At 44.5% G+C, this 20694-nt stretch carries 24 protein-coding genes; 10 read left to right on the top strand and 14 right to left on the bottom strand.

The features are described from left to right. The first annotated feature begins 234 nt into the window (after nucleotides 1-234). A complete protein-coding gene (locus ACED41_RS00335; RefSeq protein WP_371724313.1) occupies nucleotides 235-1494 on the top strand; it encodes a DUF2066 domain-containing protein in 1260 nt (419 codons plus the stop codon). Nucleotides 1495-1604: 110 nt separating this feature from the next. On the opposite strand, the gene ACED41_RS00330 is transcribed toward ACED41_RS00335, so the two are convergent. From ACED41_RS00330 to ACED41_RS00315, 4 genes are all read right to left on the bottom strand, one after another. After that, the gene (locus tag ACED41_RS00330) at nucleotides 1605-2042 is read right to left on the bottom strand and encodes a DUF2069 domain-containing protein (protein WP_371724312.1); all 438 of its coding nucleotides are present in this window, start codon (nucleotides 2040-2042) and stop codon (nucleotides 1605-1607) included. Further along, the gene (gene wrbA / locus ACED41_RS00325; RefSeq protein WP_017060712.1) at nucleotides 2039-2632 is read right to left on the bottom strand and encodes an NAD(P)H:quinone oxidoreductase; all 594 of its coding nucleotides are present in this window, start codon (nucleotides 2630-2632) and stop codon (nucleotides 2039-2041) included. Before wrbA ends, ACED41_RS00330 begins: the two co-directional genes overlap by 4 nt. Nucleotides 2633-2638: 6 nt before the next feature. Next, entirely contained in the window at nucleotides 2639-2989 is a 351-nt protein-coding gene (arsC, locus tag ACED41_RS00320; protein ID WP_017060711.1) for an arsenate reductase (glutaredoxin), read from the bottom strand. 123 nt (nucleotides 2990-3112) lie between these two features. Then, complete coding sequence (locus tag ACED41_RS00315) at nucleotides 3113-4567, bottom strand: M48 family metallopeptidase (protein ID WP_017060710.1); 1455 nt, start codon at nucleotides 4565-4567, stop codon at nucleotides 3113-3115. Between the two features lie 178 nt (nucleotides 4568-4745). Here ACED41_RS00315 and ACED41_RS00310 point away from each other — a divergent pair, with 178 nt between their 5' ends. Together ACED41_RS00310 and ACED41_RS00305 are read left to right on the top strand one after the other, a co-directional pair. Next, nucleotides 4746-4985 carry a sulfurtransferase TusA family protein gene (locus ACED41_RS00310; RefSeq protein ID WP_017060709.1) on the top strand — a complete coding sequence of 80 codons (240 nt, stop codon included), beginning with the start codon at nucleotides 4746-4748 and terminating at the stop codon, nucleotides 4983-4985. After that, complete coding sequence (locus ACED41_RS00305) at nucleotides 4978-6054, top strand: AI-2E family transporter (protein WP_017063383.1); 1077 nt, start codon at nucleotides 4978-4980, stop codon at nucleotides 6052-6054. Before ACED41_RS00310 ends, ACED41_RS00305 begins: the two co-directional genes overlap by 8 nt. A 136-nt stretch (nucleotides 6055-6190) precedes the next feature. Here ACED41_RS00305 and bcp read toward each other — a convergent pair whose 3' ends face one another. Continuing rightward, complete coding sequence (gene bcp, locus ACED41_RS00300) at nucleotides 6191-6661, bottom strand: thioredoxin-dependent thiol peroxidase (protein WP_017060706.1); 471 nt, start codon at nucleotides 6659-6661, stop codon at nucleotides 6191-6193. A 12-nt stretch (nucleotides 6662-6673) separates the two neighbouring features. Further along, nucleotides 6674-7216 carry a glycine cleavage system protein R gene (locus tag ACED41_RS00295; protein WP_017060705.1) on the bottom strand — a complete coding sequence of 181 codons (543 nt, stop codon included), beginning with the start codon at nucleotides 7214-7216 and terminating at the stop codon, nucleotides 6674-6676. Between the two features lie 374 nt (nucleotides 7217-7590). On the opposite strand from ACED41_RS00295, the gene dapA reads away from it, so the two are divergent. Further along, nucleotides 7591-8469 carry a 4-hydroxy-tetrahydrodipicolinate synthase gene (gene dapA, locus ACED41_RS00290; protein WP_017060704.1) on the top strand — a complete coding sequence of 293 codons (879 nt, stop codon included), beginning with the start codon at nucleotides 7591-7593 and terminating at the stop codon, nucleotides 8467-8469. A gap of 48 nt (nucleotides 8470-8517) precedes the next feature. Further along, a complete protein-coding gene (gene bamC / locus ACED41_RS00285; RefSeq protein ID WP_017060703.1) occupies nucleotides 8518-9564 on the top strand; it encodes an outer membrane protein assembly factor BamC in 1047 nt (348 codons plus the stop codon). A 161-nt stretch (nucleotides 9565-9725) separates the two neighbouring features. Here bamC and ACED41_RS00280 read toward each other — a convergent pair whose 3' ends face one another. From ACED41_RS00280 to ACED41_RS00265, 4 genes are all read right to left on the bottom strand, one after another. After that, nucleotides 9726-9935 carry a DUF2897 family protein gene (locus ACED41_RS00280; RefSeq protein WP_136979761.1) on the bottom strand — a complete coding sequence of 70 codons (210 nt, stop codon included), beginning with the start codon at nucleotides 9933-9935 and terminating at the stop codon, nucleotides 9726-9728. An 8-nt stretch (nucleotides 9936-9943) separates the two neighbouring features. After that, complete coding sequence (locus ACED41_RS00275) at nucleotides 9944-10618, bottom strand: M15 family metallopeptidase (protein WP_017063385.1); 675 nt, start codon at nucleotides 10616-10618, stop codon at nucleotides 9944-9946. 45 nt (nucleotides 10619-10663) lie between these two features. Continuing rightward, on the bottom strand, nucleotides 10664-11800 hold the full coding sequence (gene dapE / locus ACED41_RS00270) for a succinyl-diaminopimelate desuccinylase (RefSeq protein ID WP_017060700.1): 1137 nt from the start codon (nucleotides 11798-11800) through the stop codon (nucleotides 10664-10666). A 98-nt stretch (nucleotides 11801-11898) separates the two neighbouring features. After that, nucleotides 11899-12246 (bottom strand): ArsC family reductase, encoded by a 348-nt coding sequence (locus tag ACED41_RS00265; RefSeq protein WP_017060699.1) that lies wholly within the window; start codon nucleotides 12244-12246, stop codon nucleotides 11899-11901. A gap of 205 nt (nucleotides 12247-12451) precedes the next feature. On the opposite strand from ACED41_RS00265, the gene ACED41_RS00260 reads away from it, so the two are divergent. After that, entirely contained in the window at nucleotides 12452-12739 is a 288-nt protein-coding gene (locus ACED41_RS00260) for a helix-turn-helix domain-containing protein (RefSeq protein ID WP_004734273.1), read from the top strand. A 91-nt stretch (nucleotides 12740-12830) separates the two neighbouring features. Here the strand turns inward: ACED41_RS00260 and ACED41_RS00255 are convergent, their stop codons facing one another. Together ACED41_RS00255 and ACED41_RS00250 are read right to left on the bottom strand one after the other, a co-directional pair. Further along, nucleotides 12831-13163, bottom strand: coding sequence for a DUF4156 domain-containing protein (locus ACED41_RS00255; protein WP_065585044.1), 333 nt, complete (start codon nucleotides 13161-13163; stop codon nucleotides 12831-12833). A gap of 12 nt (nucleotides 13164-13175) precedes the next feature. Continuing rightward, nucleotides 13176-13544 carry a DUF2956 domain-containing protein gene (locus ACED41_RS00250; protein ID WP_371724311.1) on the bottom strand — a complete coding sequence of 123 codons (369 nt, stop codon included), beginning with the start codon at nucleotides 13542-13544 and terminating at the stop codon, nucleotides 13176-13178. Nucleotides 13545-13653: 109 nt separating this feature from the next. On the opposite strand from ACED41_RS00250, the gene ACED41_RS00245 reads away from it, so the two are divergent. The 4 genes from ACED41_RS00245 to ACED41_RS00230 all read left to right on the top strand — a co-directional run bounded on the left by ACED41_RS00245 (nucleotide 13654) and on the right by ACED41_RS00230 (nucleotide 17791). Further along, nucleotides 13654-14115 (top strand): DUF2919 family protein, encoded by a 462-nt coding sequence (locus ACED41_RS00245; RefSeq protein WP_171732524.1) that lies wholly within the window; start codon nucleotides 13654-13656, stop codon nucleotides 14113-14115. Between the two features lie 66 nt (nucleotides 14116-14181). Further along, a complete protein-coding gene (locus tag ACED41_RS00240) occupies nucleotides 14182-15105 on the top strand; it encodes a Dyp-type peroxidase (protein ID WP_371724310.1) in 924 nt (307 codons plus the stop codon). A 121-nt stretch (nucleotides 15106-15226) separates the two neighbouring features. Further along, entirely contained in the window at nucleotides 15227-16360 is a 1134-nt protein-coding gene (locus tag ACED41_RS00235) for a flagellin (RefSeq protein ID WP_017063389.1), read from the top strand. Nucleotides 16361-16657: 297 nt separating this feature from the next. Then, nucleotides 16658-17791 (top strand): flagellin, encoded by a 1134-nt coding sequence (locus tag ACED41_RS00230; protein ID WP_102300543.1) that lies wholly within the window; start codon nucleotides 16658-16660, stop codon nucleotides 17789-17791. 485 nt (nucleotides 17792-18276) lie between these two features. Here ACED41_RS00230 and crr read toward each other — a convergent pair whose 3' ends face one another. After that, a complete protein-coding gene (crr, locus tag ACED41_RS00225) occupies nucleotides 18277-18786 on the bottom strand; it encodes a PTS glucose transporter subunit IIA (protein ID WP_004737851.1) in 510 nt (169 codons plus the stop codon). Nucleotides 18787-18892: 106 nt separating this feature from the next. Continuing rightward, nucleotides 18893-20617 (bottom strand): phosphoenolpyruvate-protein phosphotransferase PtsI, encoded by a 1725-nt coding sequence (ptsI, locus tag ACED41_RS00220; RefSeq protein WP_048660880.1) that lies wholly within the window; start codon nucleotides 20615-20617, stop codon nucleotides 18893-18895. Between the last annotated feature and the right edge of the window lie 77 nt (nucleotides 20618-20694).

Genomic DNA, 20694 nt, shown 5'->3' with positions numbered 1-20694 from the left:
AATTCGCGGGATTCTATCACTTAGCAATCGATTGCCACACCAAATAGATCAAATTTATTTATCTTAATGATGTTTTATATCCATCTAAGCCCTAGAAATTCAGTTTATAAGTGAGCGATTTATCATGGCCAGGTGATATTTTGTGGTTATTAAACACAGTGGGCGCTATCGACCTTGCCCCTCAATCCATAGTTGCTTATCATCTAGGCACAAGATTTGAATATTAGGATCAGTATGCGCTACATAGCATTGTTGTTGATGGGACTATCAGCCTCTCCGAGTTATGCCTTAACTCAAGTAGATATTTTTAGTGCTGAAGTTGCGATTAACGCTGAAGACAAACAGCCAGAACAAGTGGCAAGAAATACAGGTATGGAGCAGGTATTGATACGTGCGACCGGCCAAACTGATGTCGCTTCGAATGAGACGATTCAAAAGGCGATGCGCAAGAGTTCGCAGTACATGTCTCAAATGAGTTTTGGTGAAAGCAATGACCACTCAACATTGCGTATGCGTTTTAACGGTGCTCAAATCCGTTCGCTATTGACTCAAGCACAGTTACCGTACTGGCCTGACACGCGTTCAAACATCCTTGTTTGGCTGGTGGAAGAGGACAACTACGACAAGAATATCGTGTGGGAACACTCTAACTCACAGTTAGCAGCTAGCTTACAAGCTAACGCAAAAGAGCGTGGCTTGCCTCTAACGCTGCCTGTGGGTGACTTTGACGATATTACGGGTATTGCGACTTCTGATTTGTGGGGTAGCTTTGTTACGCCAATCAGTAAAGCGAGTCAGCGTTATCCTGTTGATGCTGTGTTGGTGATAAAGGCTCAATCTTCAGGCCTACGTTGGGCTCTATACGATCAAAAGCCAAGTCAATTGACGAGTGCACCAACATCGCCTGTAAGTGGTTCACTATCGGGTAACAGCGACACGACTTCTAAGAAGTTAGTTGACCAAATCAGTAACTACTACGCAGGAAAAAGTGCTGTGACGGTAGCGAGTGAGTCATCAGAATCGATTTTAACGCAGTTTATTAGCCTGAATAATGCTCAAGACTTCTTCCAGTTAGAGAACGCACTTAAGCGTCTAAACTCGGTGGCAAGCCTAGATATTCTGAAGATTCAGAACAACGAAGTCACTTTCCGAATTCACTTATTGTCGACTCAACAAGAGTTTGAGCAAGAAGTAGCAAGTATTCGACAAGTCGCGAAGGTTGAAGAATCTTACATTGAGCCTGAAGTGAGCCCTGAATTTGAAACTCAAGACAACACAATGTCTGTAGGTGATGATTCAACAGACGCTGCTGAAGTCGTTGGTGACGAAACTGACTCAGGCGTACAAGTGATTAAGGGCAACGAGATATCTGAGGATGCTGAGCTAACGAATACGCCTGACGCAACGTTAGAGGATTCTAGTACAGAAGATCTAACCATCACTGCGCCAGTACATGCTAAGCCAAGCTTGGTATACGAGTGGGTTCGCTCATAATTGTCAGCTGACATGACTGATTGAAATGAAAACTTGAAAAAAGCCCTGCAAGAGCAATCTCGCAGGGCTTTTTGTTTGTAAGCGGTCAGTTTAAAAGCATGGGCTCAATATTATTGCTCGAACTTAGCTTTCTCTCTCTTTTCTACTTCAGAAAGACGCTTCAACTTGATGCCTAACTCTTTGGCTCTAAAGCGAGTAAATAAGATATTGCCCGCGAAACCTAGAGTCGTCAGAAGCAGTTCTACAGCCGCTAATAAACGTTCACCATCGGCTACATACAAGATAGTTAATGCGTGTAGGAAATAGAGCATCAAGACGAAATTTGCCCATGCGTGCGTATAAGGTTTTCCTGCTAAAATGCCCGGTAATGGCAATAACAGCGGGATAGCCCAAGCAATCGCCAGTGTGACATTACTGAGATGAGGGTGCGGTGAAAGCGTCATCTGCCAAGCCACCACCCAGAATAAAAGCGACAAGTTGCCCGCTAAAGCAAGGTAGCGAAATAGCTTGGTTTTGGGAGACATAGCCTTCTCTGGCATATACATCATTGAGAAATTCCCTTCTGATTTATTGCGATGCGCGCTAGGCGTTTACCTAGGTTTTGCGCCAACTCAATCTCTTCTTTGCTAAGTGAAGCGCTCTCTCCAGTACTGCTTGCACCATAAGGCGTACCACCAGTTTGAGTGGTGTGCAGCGCCGGTTCTGAGTAGGGGATGCCCACGACTAACATGCCGTGATGAAGCAGGGGCAACATCATGCTTTGTTGTGTTGTCTCTTGACCACCATGCAATGATGAAGAAGAGGTAAATACACAACCTGGCTTATCGATGAGATCACCATTGATCCACATTGATGTCGTGCTATCCCAAAAGTGCTTCATTGGCCCGGCCATGTTACCAAACCAAACCGGACTGCCTAGCGCCAAACCATCACAAGATCGAAGCTCTTGTAACGAGGCAATAGGATCGGTTGGTTGATAGCGTGAATCAGGCTGCTCTTCTACCGTGTACACGTCGTTCACCGTTCTTAACATGGCTTCACAGTTTGGGATAGACTCAACCCCTCGTGCAATCTGCCTTGCTAGAGCTTGTGTGTTGCCGTGGCGGCTGTAGTAAAGAACAAGAATGTTAATGCTCATATTGGATTACAGAATCTCTAGCACTTGCTCTGGTGGACGACCAATTTTTGCTTTGTTGTTCGCGACAACGACTGGGCGCTCAAACAGTTTTGGATTGGTTGCCATCGCGGCGAAAAGATCTTCATCAGTGACTGAAGCATCACCAAGGTTTGCTTCTTTGTAGTCCGCTTCTTTGGTGCGCATCATGTCGCGAACACTGTCAAAACCAAGCTGAGTGAACAGTACTTTCAGCTGTTCAACTGTTAACGGAGTCTCTAGGTATTTGATTACCTCTGGCTGTACGCCGTTTTCCTGAAGCACTTCTAGAGTTTGACGGCTCTTTGAGCAGCGTGGGTTATGATAAATCACGACAGACATGGTTCTTCCTCATTATTATTTTTGATTTAATTGTTTAGCTGAAGCCACCATAGGTGACTTCTTTTTTTTGTGTAACGTTGAGCTTTCTTTTTATACTGGCAACGAGCGTTACCAGTAAACACTCTATTGTAGCGACAAGAAGCGCTCTCGTTGAATCATTAGCTGATCAATTCGAGCGTCGTAGCGTGCTTGTTTTAGGCTTCCTAATTCTGCGATTTGGCTTGCTTGCGTGTAGTACTGAATCGCTTTGTTCCAGTTGGCTTGCAGTGCCAAAATTTCTGCACGAGCAGCCAGTTCTTCGTCGCTATTACCAAGGCTCGTATTTACTTTTGAAAGTAAGTGCCAGCCATTGGTGTCATTCGGGTTATCGTGCGTGTAACGCTGCAATACGCGAACCGCTTCTTGAAGATCTTCATTTTCAATCAGTGCGTTGGCGTAGTTAATGGTCAGAACCGGGTTGTTTGGTTGACGAACCAGTGCCGATTTAAGTTCTTTAATCGCAATCTCAGGCTGCTTCTTCTCGATGTGCAGATCCGAAATAGCATCTAGATAAAACAGGTTGGTTGGATCGCTGTTAATCAGCTTGTTCAGGATGGGCTCTGCTTTGTCTAATTTTTTAGAGTCTAGGTAAACCAGTGCTTGGCCATATTCTAATGACGGAACCAAAGCTTTAGGGGCTTTCTTTAGCTGACGCTCAAACCAATCAAGAGCAGCATCATTATTAATGCCAGCATAGCGCGCAACAATGCGGGCTCTTGCTAGGTGGTAGTCCAGAGAGGGAGCCAGTTTCAGTGGCGGGTAACTACGAGCACGAGCACGTGAATCGGTAATTCGGTCTTCTGGTAATGGGTGAGTCAGTAGCATTGGCGGTGGTGTGCTCGCATAGCGATATTCATCAGCTAAACGGCCAAAGAAACGTGGCATCGCATTCACATCAAACCCAGCTTTTGCTAGCGTGTTGATACCAAAGCGGTCGGCTTCTTTTTCATTACTACGGGTGTAGTTGATTTGGCTTTGCATATTACCCGCAGTCGTTGCCGTTAGGGCTGCAATGCCGGCTTCAGGAGCTGCAATTGCCAGTAATACAGAGGCTGCTAGCGCTGCAATGGTTGCTGGAGAGCGGCGCGCTTGGTCTTCCATACTACGCGCTAAGTGACGTTGGGTTACGTGCGCGATTTCGTGCGCTAATACAGAAGCTAATTCACTTTCAGATTGTGCATGCAGGAATAGACCTGAGTGCAAAGCAACATAACCACCAAAGAAAGCAAAGGCGTTGATGTTGCGGTCACGGATCATAAAGAACTGGAAAGGTGTCTTTACATCATTTGCGTTCGCGACCAGACGATGGCCAAGAGTATCAATATATAGATTTAGAACTGGGTCGTTTACGATAGGCTGGCTACTTCTGATGATGCGCATGTAGGCATCACCATAGATAAGCTCTTGGTCGATAGTGAGTGTGCCGCCAGCAGCGGTACCGATATCTGGTAGCTCCAAACTATTGGTATTCGCCATAGTTGGGGTGCTTAATGTAGCTGCGATGCATAAGCAAGCAATTGAGCGAGCGCGTTTAAACATATTAGTCAGTAATACTCCGTTTCTTCTGACAGTAAGACAAGTGCAATGGAAATTGGTTCTTTATCTGATTTAACCTTTGCCAAGTGCGTGCGCTATCATGAAGGAGGATGAATGAATGATGGCGCGTTTTCAAAAACAGATTACAATACGACCCTTATAATAAGCATCGAGCTCAAGAATGACACCTAATATTCTAGATTTACGCCAAGAGCGCTGTCCAATGGCGCTATTATTAGCCAAGCGTCACAGTGTAAAGTTAGAAGTAGGGCAGTCATTGTCAATTTATGTGTCTGATAACAGTTCGATGAAAGATATTGTTACTTATTTGTCTAAGCAAGCCTATGACGTCATCACTGAGGTTTGCTCTAATTACCATCATCTCCTCGTCACTAAAAAGGAATTGCAGTCAGATGCTTGAAATGGTCAATCGTTGGTATAAACGACGTTTCTCTGATCCCCATGCTGTCAGTTTGGTTGCCATCATTCTCTTCGGCTTTATTACGATCTACTTCTTTGGTCACCTAATTGCACCACTCTTGGTTGCGATTGTGTTGGCTTATTTGCTTGAGTGGCCTGTTACCCAACTTCAAAGACTCGGTGTTCCAAGAACGCCTTCGGTGATGTTGGTGATCATGATGTTCTTTAGCGTGATGCTACTTGCGATCTTTGGCTTGGTACCAACCATTTGGCAACAAGTGGGCAATCTAATTAATGATATCCCAAGCATGTATGGCAGCTTGCAAAACTTCATTGCGACGATTCCTGAACGCTATCCAGAATTAGCTAACCTGCAGATCGTTGAGTCCATTATGTCTAACGCCAAGAACAAAGCGTTAGGTTTTGGTGAAAGTGTTGTCAAAGGTTCTCTTGCTTCTCTTGTGAGCTTAGCGACCTTAGCGGTTTACTTGATTCTTGTACCACTGCTTATTTTCTTCTTGTTAAAAGACAAAGAAGAGATGATCAGAATGGCGAGCGGTGTACTTCCTCGAAATCGTCGTTTAGCGACCAAAGTATGGGAAGAGATGAACCAGCAAATCTCGAACTACATTCGCGGTAAAGTCTTAGAGATTTTAATTGTTGGTGGTGTCAGCTACGTAACCTTTGCGATTCTGGATCTGCGTTATTCAGTCTTGTTGGCTGTCGCGGTTGGCTTCTCGGTACTGATCCCTTATATCGGCGCGGCAGCTGTGACTGTTCCTGTGGCGATTGTAGGCCTGTTCCAGTGGGGATTAGAGCCTCAGTTTTACTGGTTGCTTCTCGCTTACGGTATTATCCAAGCGCTAGATGGTAACGTGCTCGTTCCTGTTCTTTTCTCTGAAGCGGTGAACCTGCACCCAGTGGCCATTATTGTTGCCGTGTTAGTGTTTGGTGGACTGTGGGGATTCTGGGGCGTGTTCTTTGCTATCCCGTTGGCAACGTTAGTTAAGGCGGTTTGGAATGCTTTACCGAGTCACGCATTAGACGATGACCCTGAACATCAAAAGTAATTGATCTTGTTATAGAAAAAGGCCGAACATCCATGATGTTCGGCCTTTTTGCTCTTAGCTTAATCATTAGCTTAATGAGTGTTGCTATTGCCTTAGAAAGTGATGAATCTAAGTCATTAACTCACTCAAATCGCCCTTAAGCTTCTTGATTGAAGTAATCTAGAACCACTTCGTGGTGAGTCTTAGTCTTGAACTTGTTGAAGACATGTTCAATCTGACCTTCTTCATCAATTAGGAAGCTAATACGGTGCAGACCGTCGTAGATTTTACCCATGAATTTTTTCTCGCCCCAAACGCCAAACTGTTCAGCAACGCTGTGGTCTTCATCAGATAGCAGGGTGAAGTTTAGAGATTTCTTCTCAACGAAGTTTGGTAGACGTTTTACTGGGTCAACACTCACACCTAGAACAACCACGTTTAGGTCATCAAGCTGTGTTTTGATATCACGCAGGCCTTCCGCTTGCACAATACAACCTGGAGTCATTGCTTTAGGGTAAAAATAGAAAAGTACTTTTTTACCTTTGAAGTCACCAAGAGATACGATATTGCCATCTTGATCTGGAAGAGAAAAAGCAGGTGCTGGAACACCAGCCGTTAGCGTATTCATGACATTTCCTTTTTAAAGACTGTTTTTGATAAAGTTGAGCGAGCCTTGGACTGATAGGCTCTGACACAGCGAATCGAATTCTTCTTGTAGCTGCATCAAGTTACATTCTGATTGCACAGAAGCGGTAATAGAGATATGGAATTGGTCGTTGTCGAGTTGAACCTTAGATTTATTGATGGTTCGTGCACTTAACGAATCGAGGCCGATGTTTCGGTCTGCGAAGAACTGGGTAAACTGCTCAGTAAGTCCGATTTTATCGTCTGACTCAACGAACACCTCTACTGTGTAAGAGTTCTCAATAACATCATGAGTTGAGGTTCGCTTCATAATCGTAATCAAGTCGTGCTCTTGTCCAAGCAAGGGCAAGGTGGTTTCAACGCGGGTAATGTTGTTTGCCTTTCCAGACAGCAGCATGATAAGCGTAAATTCTTCGCCAAACAGGGCGATACGGCTATCAATAATGTTACAGCCTGATTGGGTGACTAAATGAACCACTTGGTTGCATACACCTGGGCGATCAGTGCCCACAGCTGTGATTACTAGATGTTGAGTCATAAAATCACGTCTCTTTATATTCCATTGATTCATGCATGTTAGCACAGTTAGCTCGTGGAATAAGCGTGCGTGCGGGGCTTTTTATGTGCGACCTTGCTTCGAACATGCAACCAATGATAAGAATATCGAGCGCGTTAAAAAATGAGATAGAGCGATGAGAGCACAGCTTACTTGTTACTGACATCCAGTGATGTGCTATCCGCTAGATTGAGTGCAGGTTACCCAAATTCTAGGTAGAACGCCGTTAGAAGTCGTTTTACCTCAAACATACGACAATATTTAATGCAGATGTTGCCGGTAAGCCACTTTAATGTCTTGTGTTTATTGATTGGCTTACAGTAACATGCAAAAAGAATAAATTAAGGGAGATAGACATGTTTTCAGGAAGTATCGTTGCGCTAGTTACGCCATTTAATACAGATGGTGAAGTGGATTTCGACAGCCTTAAAAAGTTAGTTGAGCACCATATTGCTGCAGGTAGTGATGGTCTGGTTGCGGTTGGCACAACAGGTGAGTCTTCAACACTCACTATTGAAGAGCATGTCAAAGTCGTCAACAAGATCGTTGAATTTGCTGATGGTCGTATTCCCGTTATCGCTGGTACAGGTGCAAATGCAACTCATGAATCTGTTCTATTCAGCCGTTTGTTGAATGGTTCTGGTATTGCTGGTTGCCTGAGCGTAACGCCTTACTACAACAAACCGACTCAAGAAGGTTTGTACCAACACTACAAAGCGATTGCTGAAGTCAGTGACGTTCCACAAATTCTATACAATGTTCCAGGTCGTACTGCGGTAGACTTGTTGCCAGAAACGGTTGCTCGTCTTGCTGAGATCGAAAACATCGTTGCACTGAAAGATGCGACGGGTGATCTCGACAGAATTGCAATTCACCGTGAACTTTGTGGCGAAGACTTTATCTTACTAAGTGGTGATGACTTAACAGGCCTAGAATTTGTTAAGCGTGGTGGCGATGGCGTGATCTCTGTAACGAACAATGTTGCAGCCGCTGATATGGCAACCATGTTCAAGCTAGCAAAAGAAGGTAAGTTTGAAGAAGCGGAAGCGATCAATGAGCGTTTGATGCCTCTACATAAGAATTTGTTCGTTGAGTCTAACCCTATTCCCGTAAAATGGGCGGTTCATAAAATGGGTCTGATTGCTGAAGGTGGCTTACGTCTACCGCTGACTGAACTGTCAGAGCCAGCTCAACCTGTTGTTGCTCAAGCAATGACTGAAGCGTGCATTTACTAAAACGTATGAAGTGATGCCGAAGCGAACCTTCGGCATTTAGGAGTATAAATGAAGTATTCTCACCAGCTAGTGATTGGGTCACTGGCTGTTTTCGTTCTTACAGCATGTTCTGGCAACCCGACTCAACGTCGCCAAGCCAAAGATGATTTCGAATACTTAGAAACACCTGAGTTTTCACAATGGCAATTGCCTGTAGATGCTCAGCCTCAGTTCTACCCAAATTTTGACATCCCAAGCGGTGAATTCAGTGGTGGTACTGGTCGTGAAGTGGATATTCGTCCACCGCAACAGGTTCTTGAACTGATCCCGGGTGCTCGTGCTGAGCGTCAAAACGGTGAAGTGACACTATGGCTTCTTCGCGCAGAAGAGGCAGACCGCGTGTGGCAAACGGCTGTAGATATGCTGGCTCAACGTGGTATTGGTATTCGTGAGCAATCAGAGAATGAGATTGAGACCGATTGGGTAACTTGGGTTTCTGAAGATGAAGACGTAGAGATTGGTAGTCGTTACTCTATCTCTCGCTTCCAAGCAAACAACCGTCATGGCTTCAAGATTAATCTGATTGATTGGCGTGAAGGTACTGAAGAGAAAACAGTAACGGCAACCAATAAAGAGCGTTACAACGCGTTCCTGACCAACCTAGTTATGGCTAAGTACGATGAAAACCTTCGTGCTGAAGCGGCGCTGAAAGCGCAAGAGTTGGTGAAGCGTATTCCAATTTCAATGGGTGCTGACCGTAGTGGTTTCCCTGTGATTATTGCTCGTACGCCATACAATGTATTCTGGCAGCGTCTGCCTAACTTGTTGCCTGAAATGGGCTTTGAGCTTGAAGAACGCAATCAATCTCAGGGTACGGTGAAGGCGAAGTACGCAGCACCAGATGATGAGTTCTGGGAAGAAATTGGCCTACAGCCTATCGACTTAGCGCCAGGCACTTACAACTTCCTATTTGGTGACCTTGGCAACCGTACGTCAATCAACGTAACGGATGCATCAGGTAAGCCAGTAGAAGAAGAGCTGCTTAAGTCTATGGTTCCGGTATTAGCGCATATTGCTGACCAAACCAAAGATGACAAAGAAGCGAAAGCTGAGTAGTCATTCAAGCCGTCACAAGCTGAGTTAAATCAGCCTTGTGATTAGCAAAAGCAAATAAAAAAGAGGACACACTGTGTCCTCTTTTTTATTGTATTCGTTGTCATCAGGCTACATTGGTCAATCAAAATTGGTCAATCAAGCTGATTAGCCAAAGCAAAAGGCTATGCGTCTTTATTGTCTTTGGATTCTTCTTTTTGAGCTTTCTCTTGGTTAAGTTTATCCGAGCGATTGAGCTTATCTAAATCTCGCTCAGTTTTACCACGCCCCGTCAGATCCATATTGGCTGTCTGTTTGAGCGCTGCGATGTTACCCACAACAACGCTAACTACGATGATGATGATAACCCAAGGGTTTGTAAGCCACTCCAACATAAGCGCTCCTAATGACTGATATTCGCTACGAAGCGTGCATAGATCTCGTCTAGCTGCTCCATAATAATCTCATACCCTAATACTGGCTTAGATTGGAGTTGCTTGCCAAGTAAAGTCGGAGATAACTGTGATAAACACGACTCCGATACTTTGCGATGGCTGATATGCCATGGTTCGATCGCCACACCACCCAAATCTTGGCTGTAAGGAAAGAAGAAACCAAATTGTGCAGCATGAACTGATAGCCATTGGTAAAACGATTGCTGGTGGCCAGTAAGGTATTCCCATGGTTCTAATTGCAGATGTATGCCTTCAGGTAAGTGGTTACGAGCAAAGACATCGAAGTCACAACCCCAATGATGACGACTCGCGCCGGGAAGCGCAGACCATCTCAGGATAGCCGATAGCTTTTGTTGTTCGGTCAGTTTTGAAGCATCAAGAGGTTGGCTTTCTGAATCTAATATCGGAGCTTCGCCAGAAAACTTACGGTTCCAAATCAGAGATTGCCTTTCATAGTCGCGAAAGCCACTGGCAATCTCCATTTTAAAACCAGCGAGCTGAGCAGCTTCAATCAAATTATTCAGGTCATTCTTAACCTCACTGTGGACCAAGAAGGTCTTGGTGCCGATCAGGCTAGGCTCTAGATGAGAATCTGATTGTCCGGTAAGCTGCTCTGGTGTCATAACGAGTCTCTCAATAATTGGATGCTATGAATCGCTGATGAAAGACTATTTAGCGAATAGGTTCACTAATGTTCTTTCGTACATGTCAGTTAGCTTTTCTAAATCGGCTACCTTCACGCATTCGTTAACCTTGTGAATCGTTGCATTCACAGGGCCTAGTTCAACCACTTGTCCGCCCATACGTGCAATAAAGCGACCATCAGATGTACCGCCAGTCGTTAGCAGTGCTGGTTTCACATCATTGACGTGACCCACTGCATCAACAATAGCATCAAGCAGTGAACCTGCGTCTGTTAAGAACGGGTCGCCATTGAATGTCCATCTTAGGTCGTATTCGAAATCATACTTGTCGAGTGTCGTTGTGATGCGCTCAACGATGATGTCGTTGCTTAACTCTGTACTAAAGCGTAGGTTAAACTGAACATTAAACTCACCAGGGATCACGTTTGAAGCACCAGTACCCGCACTCACATTTGGAATTTGGAAACTGGTTGGCGGGAAGTAATCATTACCTTTATCCCACTCAGTTGTTGCTAGCTCATTAATAGCAAGCAGAGAGCTGTGTACTGGGTTGTTTGCTAGGTGAGGGTAGGCAACATGACCTTGTGTGCCTTTAATCGTTAGGTCGCCAGTGATAGAGCCACGACGGCCGTTCTTCACGACATCACCCACGAACTCAGTGCTCGATGGTTCACCAACGATACACATATCGATGTTTTCACCGCGCGCCATTAATGCTTCAACAACACGTACAGTACCGTTGATGAAAGGACCTTCCTCATCTGAAGTGATCAGGAAACCAATTGAGCCTGTGTGGTCTGGGTGTTTGGCAATGAACTGCTCGACGGCAACAATCATTGAAGCCAGAGAGCCTTTCATATCAGCAGCGCCACGGCCATGTAGGAAACCGTCTACGATAGTCGGTTCGAATGGCTTAGTGTTCCACTGTTCGATTGGGCCTGCAGGTACCACATCAGTGTGACCAGCAAAAGCAAACAGAGGCGCTTCAGTACCACGACGAGCCCAGAAGTTGGTCGTATCTTCAAATACCATCACTTCGATTTCAAAACCGAGTGCTTTTAAGCGTTCAATCATCAGGTCTTGGCAGCCTGCATCTTCTGGTGTTACCGATTGACGGCTGATTAGGTCTTTTGCCAGAGCCAAAGTTGGGCTATCTGTCATCCTTGAATTCCTTGTTTAAATAAAACGTCTAGTCATTAATTTTTAGAAGCTGATTCAATGATCAACGTCCAGTTGTCTGTCTATGTAAATACAACGATCTAAGCAAAAATAGCCGCGTATTGGTCGGCTTTAAATCCGATGTGAAGCTTACCTTCAACTTTTAAGATTGGGCGCTTGATCATGGCAGGTTGTTCAACTAGCAAAGTCACCGCTTTTTCTTCTGTTAGGGTGTCTTTCTGTTCTTGAGAAAGTTGGCGATAAGTCGTACCACGTTTGTTTAGCACAAGCTCCCAACCTAGCTCAGAGCAGAAGCTTGTTACTAGCTCTTCTGTGATGCCTTGTTTGCGATAATCGTGAAATTCGAACTCGATACCTTCAGCTTCGAGCCATTTCTTTGCTTTTTTAATGGTGTCGCAATTTGGGATACCAAACATGGTGATAGTCATTATTCTTCCTTTGAGTGATTTTATTTCATTGTTATGAGTTGAATCCTATCAGGAAGCAGCAACTCAGACAAAATAGAGTGATGAATATTTCATAGAGTGAAAAAAAAGCGTAAGAAAATGTCACTATTGGAGACTTATTGATCAGCCTCAACATGTTGTCAGCGAAAAAAGAAATAATTGAGCTGCACATATATAGGAGGTGTCAATGGAGTTGAGTCCTGTTTTTGCAAGGCGGTTATATTTAGCATTGTTAGTGGAAAGCCTTGATAGGCCAAATGTGCCTAAACTCATCGAAAAAACGGGGTGGCCTCGTCGTACTATTCAAGATGTACTCAAGGCGTTACCGGGGATCGGTATCGAACTTATGTTTGTTCAAGATGGGCGACGTCATAATGATGGCTATTACCAGTTATCCGACTGGGGGCCATTTGACAGTCAATGGGTTATCCAGCGTAAAGGCGATATAGCAACAAGCCTTGGATTTAGTGCATAAGCCAGCGAAAGCTGGCTTTCTTTTTTTAGAATAGAAATAGTAGGGAGCATCTCGCTAATATGAGTTGTGAGCTACCCCATTACGTTTCTATTTACTTACACAGATAGGCAGTTCCCAGCATAGTCACGGATGTGGAAAAATCTTGGGGAAGTGTGAATATCACGGTATCTGCGCCTAGCTCAATCGTATTCGACTTGAGTTGATTCATGGCGCCTTGAATCAATGTGTCATTTGGGTAAAACAGGTAGTTGTACCAATGGCCTTCGCTGCCTGTGACTTCCCCTTTATACTGACATTTATCGATATTAATCACGCCATGGTAATCCATTTGCACGTTGGCAGCTTCGCTATGAGGCGTTGATGTCGGTGTCGTGCAACCGAGTAACACGCTACTCATAGCCAAAGCGATTAATTCCTTTTTCATACGCTTATCCTGTTATTTCATCAAATAAATCGCGAAGCCTATCCAGCTAGCGAACAATAATAACCACGGCAATTTACTGGCGTGATTTGATGTTGTTTCATTATCCAAGTCGACATTCTGTTCTTGGTCTTGGTCTTGGTCTTGGTCTTGGTCTTGGTTCGCTTGTAGAGTCTGCTTCTCTTTCTGTACGCGCTTTTTAGCTTTATCGGCTTGGCGGCTGCGTTCTTTTTGCTGTTTCTTGTACAGTGCGATGCCTTTCTCGATACCCTGAGCAATCAGTTTAGTTTGTTCTTTGGTTTGAGCTGGCTTTTGAGTCGCTTTGGCTATCTTCAGTGCTTCCTGTTGAGATTCAACAGAGGGCGTATTAGTTTTGTTTTTCATACTGAGTTCGACAATTAAAACGGATTGGCTACTAAGATAACGCAAAGCTAGTTAAGTATGAATGATTTGCGTTAAAGTGTTGGTTTGAAAATAAGTGAAAGTGAGATTTGTGCGGTACTCCATAGAACAATACGACAAGCACGGCTTTTTGAAAGCTCCAATCTTGCTCTGGCTAGGTTGGTTGTTTCTTGCGAAAGCCTTGGTCGTTTTCATTGTTGCAGGCGCAAGCCGAGAATCGGGAACCGATATTCTTGAGATAATCTACCCAGACCATCAGATGTTTTATGTCGGGATCGCGTTGAGTGTGCCTAGTTTGCTGCTGATGTGGTTATTTGGGCTAAGATCGCCAGATAGAAAGCGCCTTAACAAAGTCGTGTCATGGGGACGTTGGGTTACCATGATGGCTATCTTGGCACAGGGCTCCCATACGATTTATTTAATCTATTTGGATAACGGATGGTTCCGTTGGTCAAATGGCATCACCCTATTGTTGCTGCTGTGGTTAGCGCTTTATCTAACCAATAGCCATGCTGCAAGGGATTGCTTTAAAATGGTTGAGCTCGAAGACTGATTCTCATCAAAACATTTGTCCCATTCCCAATTATACTTAGAAGCTAAAAAATGAAAGGATTAATCTATGCTTAATGTTTCAAATGAGCAGCCTAACGTTCAAAGTGCTATTTTGCCTGAAGCTGGGCCTTTCGCGCTTTACGTTCAACTTAAAGTGAACGCTAATACTGCTAATGTACTAGCAGAAATTCAAAAGCTTCCGACTCTAATCGACGAACTAAACCAAACTCAGCCTGATGCGAACTTAACGGCATCGGTTGCGTTCTCAAAAGCTTTTTGGGATAAGTTCGAGCAAGCAGCGCCCGCTGATTTGATCGACTTCCCTGTGCTGGGTGAAGGTGATATCACCGCGCCGAGCACACTGTCTGATGTTCTGATTCACTGTCATTCAAACCGACATGATCTGCACTTCTTTATCTTGCGTAAATTGCTATCTGAAGTAGCAGCTGATGTTGAAGTGGTTGATGAAACTTATGGTTACCGCTTCCTAGACTCTCGTGACATGACAGACTTTGTTGATGGCACTGAAAACCCGAAAGACGCACAACGTGCTGAAGTTGCTATTGTGCCTGAGGGTGAATTCGCTGGTGGTAGTTATGTGATGGTGCAGCGTTTTGTGCACAATCTGCCAGCTTGGAATCGCTTGAATGTGTCGGCACAAGAGAAAGTGATTGGCCGAACTAAACCTGATTCAATTGAGTTAGATGATGTTCCTGCGGCGTCTCACGTTGGCCGTGTGGATATCAAAGAAGAAGGCAAGGGGCTTAAGATTGTTCGCCACAGTCTACCTTACGGTACTGCTACGGGCGACCACGGCTTATTGTTCATTGCTTACTGTAACGTTCGTCATAACTTCGATGCGATGTTAGAGAGCATGTACGGCGTAACTGATGGCAAAACAGACCAACTGCTTCGCTTTACTAAAGCGGTGACTGGCGCGTATTACTTTGCTCCTTCAACTGAGATGTTGAGTGCATTAACGATTAAGTAAGTCGTCTCAAAAAGAATAAACAAAGGGAGCCTCAGGGCTCCTTTTTTATTAAAGCTTTATATGAATTGGTCGATATAAGAGCAATCGTGAGTTTTATTCCTCTTTTTGTAAGCGAAGGTCTATGGCTATAACTGTCAATACGAATGTCTCGGCGTTAGTGGCTCAGAGAAACCTCTCTAACGCTAATAACATGCTGAACCAATCTTTGGAGCGCTTAGCTTCAGGGAGCCGTATTAATAGTGCAAAAGACGATGCGGCTGGCTTACAGATCTCAAATCGATTAGAAGCACAGATGAGTGGCATTGATGTTGCTGTTCGAAATGCTAACGACGGTATCTCCATTATGCAGACTGCAGAAGGGGCGATGAATGAAACCACTAATATCATGCAGCGCATGCGAGACTTATCCCTACAAGCGAGTAACGGCTCGAATAGTTCATCGGAACGAATCGCTATTCAAGAAGAAGTCACCGCGTTAAATGACGAGCTGAATCGAATTGCCGAAACCACTTCATTCGGTGGTAAAAAACTCCTTAACGGCAGTTTTGGGCACACCTCGTTTCAAATCGGCGGCAGTTCGGGCGAAGCTGTGCAGATTGGTTTGAAAAGCATGCGTACTGATGACATCAACATGGGCGGCTTTAGCTACGTTGCTAATGGCATGGCCAGTGATTCATGGGAAGTGAAATCAAACCAGAATGATATGACGATGTCGTTTACGGATCGTTTTGGTCAGCCTCAAGAGATCACCATTAATGCGAAAGCGGGCGATGATATCGAAGAGTTGGCGACTTACATTAATGGTCAAACGGATCTCTTATCGGCTTCTGTTAATGATGACGGACAACTTCAGATTTATATGTCAGGTGAAGATACCGCGGGTACCATCTCTTTTTCAGGTTCATTAGCCAGTGAGCTTTCGATGTCAGCGGGCTATTACGAGTCAGTTAATGACATCAATGTAACGGATGTGGGTGGTGCTCAGCGCGCCGTCTCTATTTTGGATACGGCGATGAAGTATGTCGATAGCCATCGCTCTGAATTAGGGGCAATGCAAAACCGCTTTGATCATGCCATTAACAATCTTGAAAACGTTCATGAGAATTTGGCGACATCAAACAGTCGAATCAAAGATACCGACTACGCCAAAGAAACCACTCAAATGCTCAAGCAACAAATACTGCAGCAAGTGAGCACAACGATACTCGCTCAAGCCAAGCAAGCGCCGAATCTAGCTTTAACGTTATTAGGTTAATGAATTACCTACAATCTTATAAAAGCATTTCAGCTTGGCCGGTGCTTTTTGGCGAATAAAAATACAATTTCTCACTCGACTGACTTCCCGGCAACTTTAGCGATTTTCTCATCTTTTTTCGATAATTTTACGACCAGTCACGCTTTCTTCTGTTTTACCGCTATTTCTTTAAATTTGTTGTTTTTTTCCTAAAGGTTTCGCCAATCACGCCGTTATTAAAAGTAACTTAGAGATAACTACTTGGTTTTCCGAGACGTCGGAAACCGCTATACCGGAAAATCAATTGGAGAAGTCACCATGGCAGTGAATGTAAATACAAACGTTTCAGCGATGACAGCGCAACGTTACCTAAACAATGCAAACAGCGCACAACAAACATCAATGGAGCGTCTAGCTTCTGGCTCAAAAATCAACAGCGCAAAAGATGACGCTGCGGGTCTACAAATCTCGAACCGTTTGAACGTTCAAAGTCGTGGCCTTGATGTTGCTGTACGTAACGCGAACGACGGTATCTCAATTGCACAAACTGCTGAAGGTGCAATGAACGAGACGACTAACATCCTGCAACGTATGCGTGATTTGTCTCTACAATCTTCAAACGGCTCAAACTCAAAATCTGAGCGTGTAGCGATTCAAGAAGAAGTAACAGCACTGAACGACGAACTGAACCGTATCGCGGAAACGACGTCTTTTGGTGGTAACAAGCTGCTTAACGGTACTCACGGTACTAAATCATTCCAAATCGGTGCGGATAACGGTGAAGCGGTAATGCTTCAACTGAAAGACATGCGCTCTGATAACGCTCAGATGGGTGGTAAGAGCTACCAAACTGAGAACGCGAAAGACAAAGACTGGAACGTTCAAGCGGGCTCTAACGACCTAAAACTGTCGTTCACTGACAACTTCGGCCAAGCACAAGAAATCGACATCAGCGCAAAAGCGGGTGATGACATCGAAGAGCTAGCGACTTACATCAACGGTCAACAAGATTCTGTTAAAGCGTCTGTTACTGAAGACGGCAAGCTACAAATGTTCACAGGCAACAACAAAGTGAGCGGCGATGTGTCTTTCTCTGGCGGTCTTGCGGGCGAGCTAGGTATTCAAGCAGCTAAAGACGTAACGGTTGATACTATCGACGTAACATCTGTTGGCGGCGCACAAGAGTCTGTAGCAGTAATCGATGCGGCCCTTAAGTATGTAGACAGTCACCGTGCTGAGCTAGGTGCTTTCCAAAACCGTTTCGACCACGCTATCAGCAACTTAGACAACATTAACGAGAACGTTAACGCATCTAAGAGCCGTATTAAAGATACCGACTTCGCGAAAGAAACGACTCAGATGACTAAGTCTCAGATCCTTTCTCAAGCTTCAAGCTCGATTCTTGCTCAAGCGAAGCAAGCACCGAACTCGGCACTTAGCCTACTAGGTTAATCGATTGAAAAGCCACGTTGACCGATAGTGTTGACGTTAGGCTTCCACAAATTAGCTCGTGGTGAGAGATGAGCGCTAAACAGACCCAGCTTCGGCTGGGTTTTTTATTGCCTGAAATTTGGAGAAGAGAGGGGAGTTGTGGTGTTGGTAGTTGATTGGAAAGCGAGATTCCCTATCACGTTCGTGCCTCACTGTAGGGAATGACGGGAGTTGGGTATTGGTGACTCTATAGCTAACTGTATAGAAGAGGTCGGTTTGAGTAACAATCACTCAGGCTTAAACCATAGTGTTTAATCGTCATCCCAGAATCGAACCGAGCGAGATGTCAGGGATCTCTGTTCGTGAGAGGCCCAAAGAAGAAGGGGATTTGTAGTTGTTAGGTATAAGGCCAAAGCGGCTGGTAATCTGGCATTAGAACTATATAGCAGGCACAAAAAACGCCACCCTTAGGTAGCGTTTTAATTAAAGCAGATAAGTAATCGAGATTACTTAGTTACTTTAAGAACTGGAGTTTCGCCAACAGTTACAGAACCAGAAAGCTTGTTCAGCTCTTTGATTTCGTCCATGTTAGAGATAACAACTGGAGTAAGCGTAGATTTTGCTTTCTCTTCTAGAAGCGCTAGGTCGAAAGTGATGATAGTGTCACCAGCTTTAACAGATTGACCTTCTTCAGCTACACGAGTGAAGCCTTCGCCTTTAAGTTCAACAGTATCGATACCGAAGTGAACGAAAAGCTCAACACCGTCGTCAGACTCGATAGAGAATGCGTGGTTAGTTTCGAAGATCTTACCGATAGTACCGTTAACTGGAGCTACCATTTTGTCGCCAGCTGGTTTGATCGCGATGCCGTCACCAACGATTTTTTCAGCGAAAACTACATCTGGCACATCTTCGATGTTTACGATTTCACCAGAAAGAGGTGCGATGATTTCGATTGCACCAGCATCAGCGCTGTCATCAGATACAAGCTTTTTCAGTTTGTCAAACAGACCCATTGTGTCATGCTCCTAACGTTTAGTTTTATTCTGTAGAATATACTATACCAATCTAACAAATTAGACGACTATTTTTAGCCGTCTAACGTTATTAAGCGATTGGCGATTACTGAGTTTTCTCAGCGATGAACTTTTCTACGCAAGCTTCAATTTCAGCAGCTGTTGGTAGAGATAGTGCTTCGTCAGCCATAGCTTTAACTTCAGCGAAGTTAGAGTTACGGATTACTTTCTTAACTTTAGGGATAGAGATACCGCTCATAGAGAACTCATCTAGACCCATACCAAGAAGAAGTAGCGTTGCACGCTCATCACCAGCAAGCTCACCACACATACCAGTCCACTTACCTTCAGCGTGTGATGCGTCGATCACTTGCTTGATTACTGTAAGAACAGCAGGAGATAGTGGGTTGTATAGGTGAGAAATCATTTCGTTACCACGGTCTACCGCAAGAGTGTATTGCGTTAGGTCGTTAGTACCGATAGAGAAGAAAGATACTTCTTTCGCTAGGTGGTGTGCGATTGCAGCAGCTGCTGGAGTCTCAACCATTACGCCGATTTCGATTTCTTCATCGAAAGCTAGGCCTTCAGCGCGAAGTTCAACTTTGTACTCTTCGATTGCTTTTTTCAGTTCACGGATCTCTTCAACAGAAATGATCATTGGGAACATGATACGTAGTTTACCGTGTGCAGATGCACGTAAGATGCCACGTAGTTGGTCACGTAGGATTTCACGACGATCCAAGCTGATACGTACTGCACGCCAGCCTAGGAACGGGTTCATCTCTTGTGGAAGGTCCATGTATGGTAGGTCTTTGTCGCCACCGATATCCATAGTACGGATAATCACTGACTCGCCTTCCATTGCTTCTGCTACTTCTTTGTAAGCAACGTATTGCTCTTCTTCAGTAGGAAGCGCGTCACGGTCCATAAATAGGAATTCAGTACGGTACAGACCAACGCCTTCACCGCCGTTACGCAGGATACCGTCACAGTCTTTTACTGTACCGATGTTGCCACAAACTTCTACACGGTGACCGTCTAGAGTTTCAGCGTGTAAATCTTTTAGTTTTGCTAGTTCAGCCGCTTCTGCTTCGAAATCTGCTTTGATTTTCTTAGCTTCTGCTAGTTCAGCTTCAGAAGGGTTGATGATGATCTTGTTGTTCATCGCGTCTAGCACAAGCATGTCGCCGTTCTTAACTTGCTTAGTGATATCGTTAGTACCAACGATAGCTGGAAGCTCAAGAGAACGTGCCATGATTGAAGTATGAGATGTACGACCGCCGATGTCACAAGCGAAACCAAGAACGTAGTCTAGGTTGATTTGTGCAGTTTCAGATGGCGTTAGGTCGTAAGCTACTAGGATAACTTCTTCATTGATATCTGCTAGAGATACAATGTTGATGCCTAGAGCATTTTTAACGAAACGAGTACCGATATCACGGATATCAGTTGCACGTTCTTTTAGGTACTCATCATCAAGAGACTCTAGTGCAACAGCTTGCTCTTCGATCACAGTGTGGATCGCGTTGTCTGCGTGCATCTTGTCTTTCTTGATGAGTGCTAAAATCTCTTCTTCTAGCTCTTCATCTTCAAGCAGCATGATGTGGCCTTCAAAGATTGCTTCTTTTTCTTCGCCAAAAGTTTCAAGTGCTTTTTGCTTAACAACTTCAAGTTGTTGAGAAGATTTGTTACGAGCGTCAAAGAAACGCTGTACTTCTGCTTCAACTTGGTCGTCAGAGATAGATTGAGTGTTTAGGACAATTTCATCTTCTTGAAGTAGTAGTGCTTTACCGAAAGCAATACCAGGAGATGCTAGGATGCCTGAAATCATAGCCTTACCTTAGTTGTTCAACTGTAAACGGGAGAGTGTGTGACTTTAAGTCGTCGACTAATGTCGCGCTTATTCCT

Source organism: Vibrio sp. 1F255, from assembly GCF_041439145.1.
GTDB classification, from domain to species: Bacteria; Pseudomonadota; Gammaproteobacteria; order Enterobacterales; family Vibrionaceae; genus Vibrio; species Vibrio crassostreae_C.
Note: the sequence above shows the minus strand (reverse complement) of the source record. Positions and strands in the feature narration are given on the sequence as shown.

Excerpts from the sequence above, each read along its gene's own strand:
- ACED41_RS00335 (WP_371724313.1), top strand. The coding sequence starts at position 235 with ATGCGCTACATAGCATTGTTGTTGATGGGACTATCAGCCTCTCCGAGT.
- ACED41_RS00330 (WP_371724312.1), bottom strand. The coding sequence starts at position 2,042 with ATGATGTATATGCCAGAGAAGGCTATGTCTCCCAAAACCAAGCTATTT.
- wrbA (WP_017060712.1), bottom strand. The coding sequence starts at position 2,632 with ATGAGCATTAACATTCTTGTTCTTTACTACAGCCGCCACGGCAACACA.
- arsC (WP_017060711.1), bottom strand. The coding sequence starts at position 2,989 with ATGTCTGTCGTGATTTATCATAACCCACGCTGCTCAAAGAGCCGTCAA.
- ACED41_RS00315 (WP_017060710.1), bottom strand. The coding sequence starts at position 4,567 with ATGTTTAAACGCGCTCGCTCAATTGCTTGCTTATGCATCGCAGCTACA.
- ACED41_RS00310 (WP_017060709.1), top strand. The coding sequence starts at position 4,746 with ATGACACCTAATATTCTAGATTTACGCCAAGAGCGCTGTCCAATGGCG.
- ACED41_RS00305 (WP_017063383.1), top strand. The coding sequence starts at position 4,978 with ATGCTTGAAATGGTCAATCGTTGGTATAAACGACGTTTCTCTGATCCC.
- bcp (WP_017060706.1), bottom strand. The coding sequence starts at position 6,661 with ATGAATACGCTAACGGCTGGTGTTCCAGCACCTGCTTTTTCTCTTCCA.
- ACED41_RS00295 (WP_017060705.1), bottom strand. The coding sequence starts at position 7,216 with ATGACTCAACATCTAGTAATCACAGCTGTGGGCACTGATCGCCCAGGT.
- dapA (WP_017060704.1), top strand. The coding sequence starts at position 7,591 with ATGTTTTCAGGAAGTATCGTTGCGCTAGTTACGCCATTTAATACAGAT.
- bamC (WP_017060703.1), top strand. The coding sequence starts at position 8,518 with ATGAAGTATTCTCACCAGCTAGTGATTGGGTCACTGGCTGTTTTCGTT.
- ACED41_RS00280 (WP_136979761.1), bottom strand. The coding sequence starts at position 9,935 with ATGTTGGAGTGGCTTACAAACCCTTGGGTTATCATCATCATCGTAGTT.
- ACED41_RS00275 (WP_017063385.1), bottom strand. The coding sequence starts at position 10,618 with ATGACACCAGAGCAGCTTACCGGACAATCAGATTCTCATCTAGAGCCT.
- dapE (WP_017060700.1), bottom strand. The coding sequence starts at position 11,800 with ATGACAGATAGCCCAACTTTGGCTCTGGCAAAAGACCTAATCAGCCGT.
- ACED41_RS00265 (WP_017060699.1), bottom strand. The coding sequence starts at position 12,246 with ATGACTATCACCATGTTTGGTATCCCAAATTGCGACACCATTAAAAAA.
- ACED41_RS00260 (WP_004734273.1), top strand. The coding sequence starts at position 12,452 with ATGGAGTTGAGTCCTGTTTTTGCAAGGCGGTTATATTTAGCATTGTTA.
- ACED41_RS00255 (WP_065585044.1), bottom strand. The coding sequence starts at position 13,163 with ATGAAAAAGGAATTAATCGCTTTGGCTATGAGTAGCGTGTTACTCGGT.
- ACED41_RS00250 (WP_371724311.1), bottom strand. The coding sequence starts at position 13,544 with ATGAAAAACAAAACTAATACGCCCTCTGTTGAATCTCAACAGGAAGCA.
- ACED41_RS00240 (WP_371724310.1), top strand. The coding sequence starts at position 14,182 with ATGCTTAATGTTTCAAATGAGCAGCCTAACGTTCAAAGTGCTATTTTG.
- ACED41_RS00235 (WP_017063389.1), top strand. The coding sequence starts at position 15,227 with ATGGCTATAACTGTCAATACGAATGTCTCGGCGTTAGTGGCTCAGAGA.
- ACED41_RS00230 (WP_102300543.1), top strand. The coding sequence starts at position 16,658 with ATGGCAGTGAATGTAAATACAAACGTTTCAGCGATGACAGCGCAACGT.
- crr (WP_004737851.1), bottom strand. The coding sequence starts at position 18,786 with ATGGGTCTGTTTGACAAACTGAAAAAGCTTGTATCTGATGACAGCGCT.
- ptsI (WP_048660880.1), bottom strand. The coding sequence starts at position 20,617 with ATGATTTCAGGCATCCTAGCATCTCCTGGTATTGCTTTCGGTAAAGCA.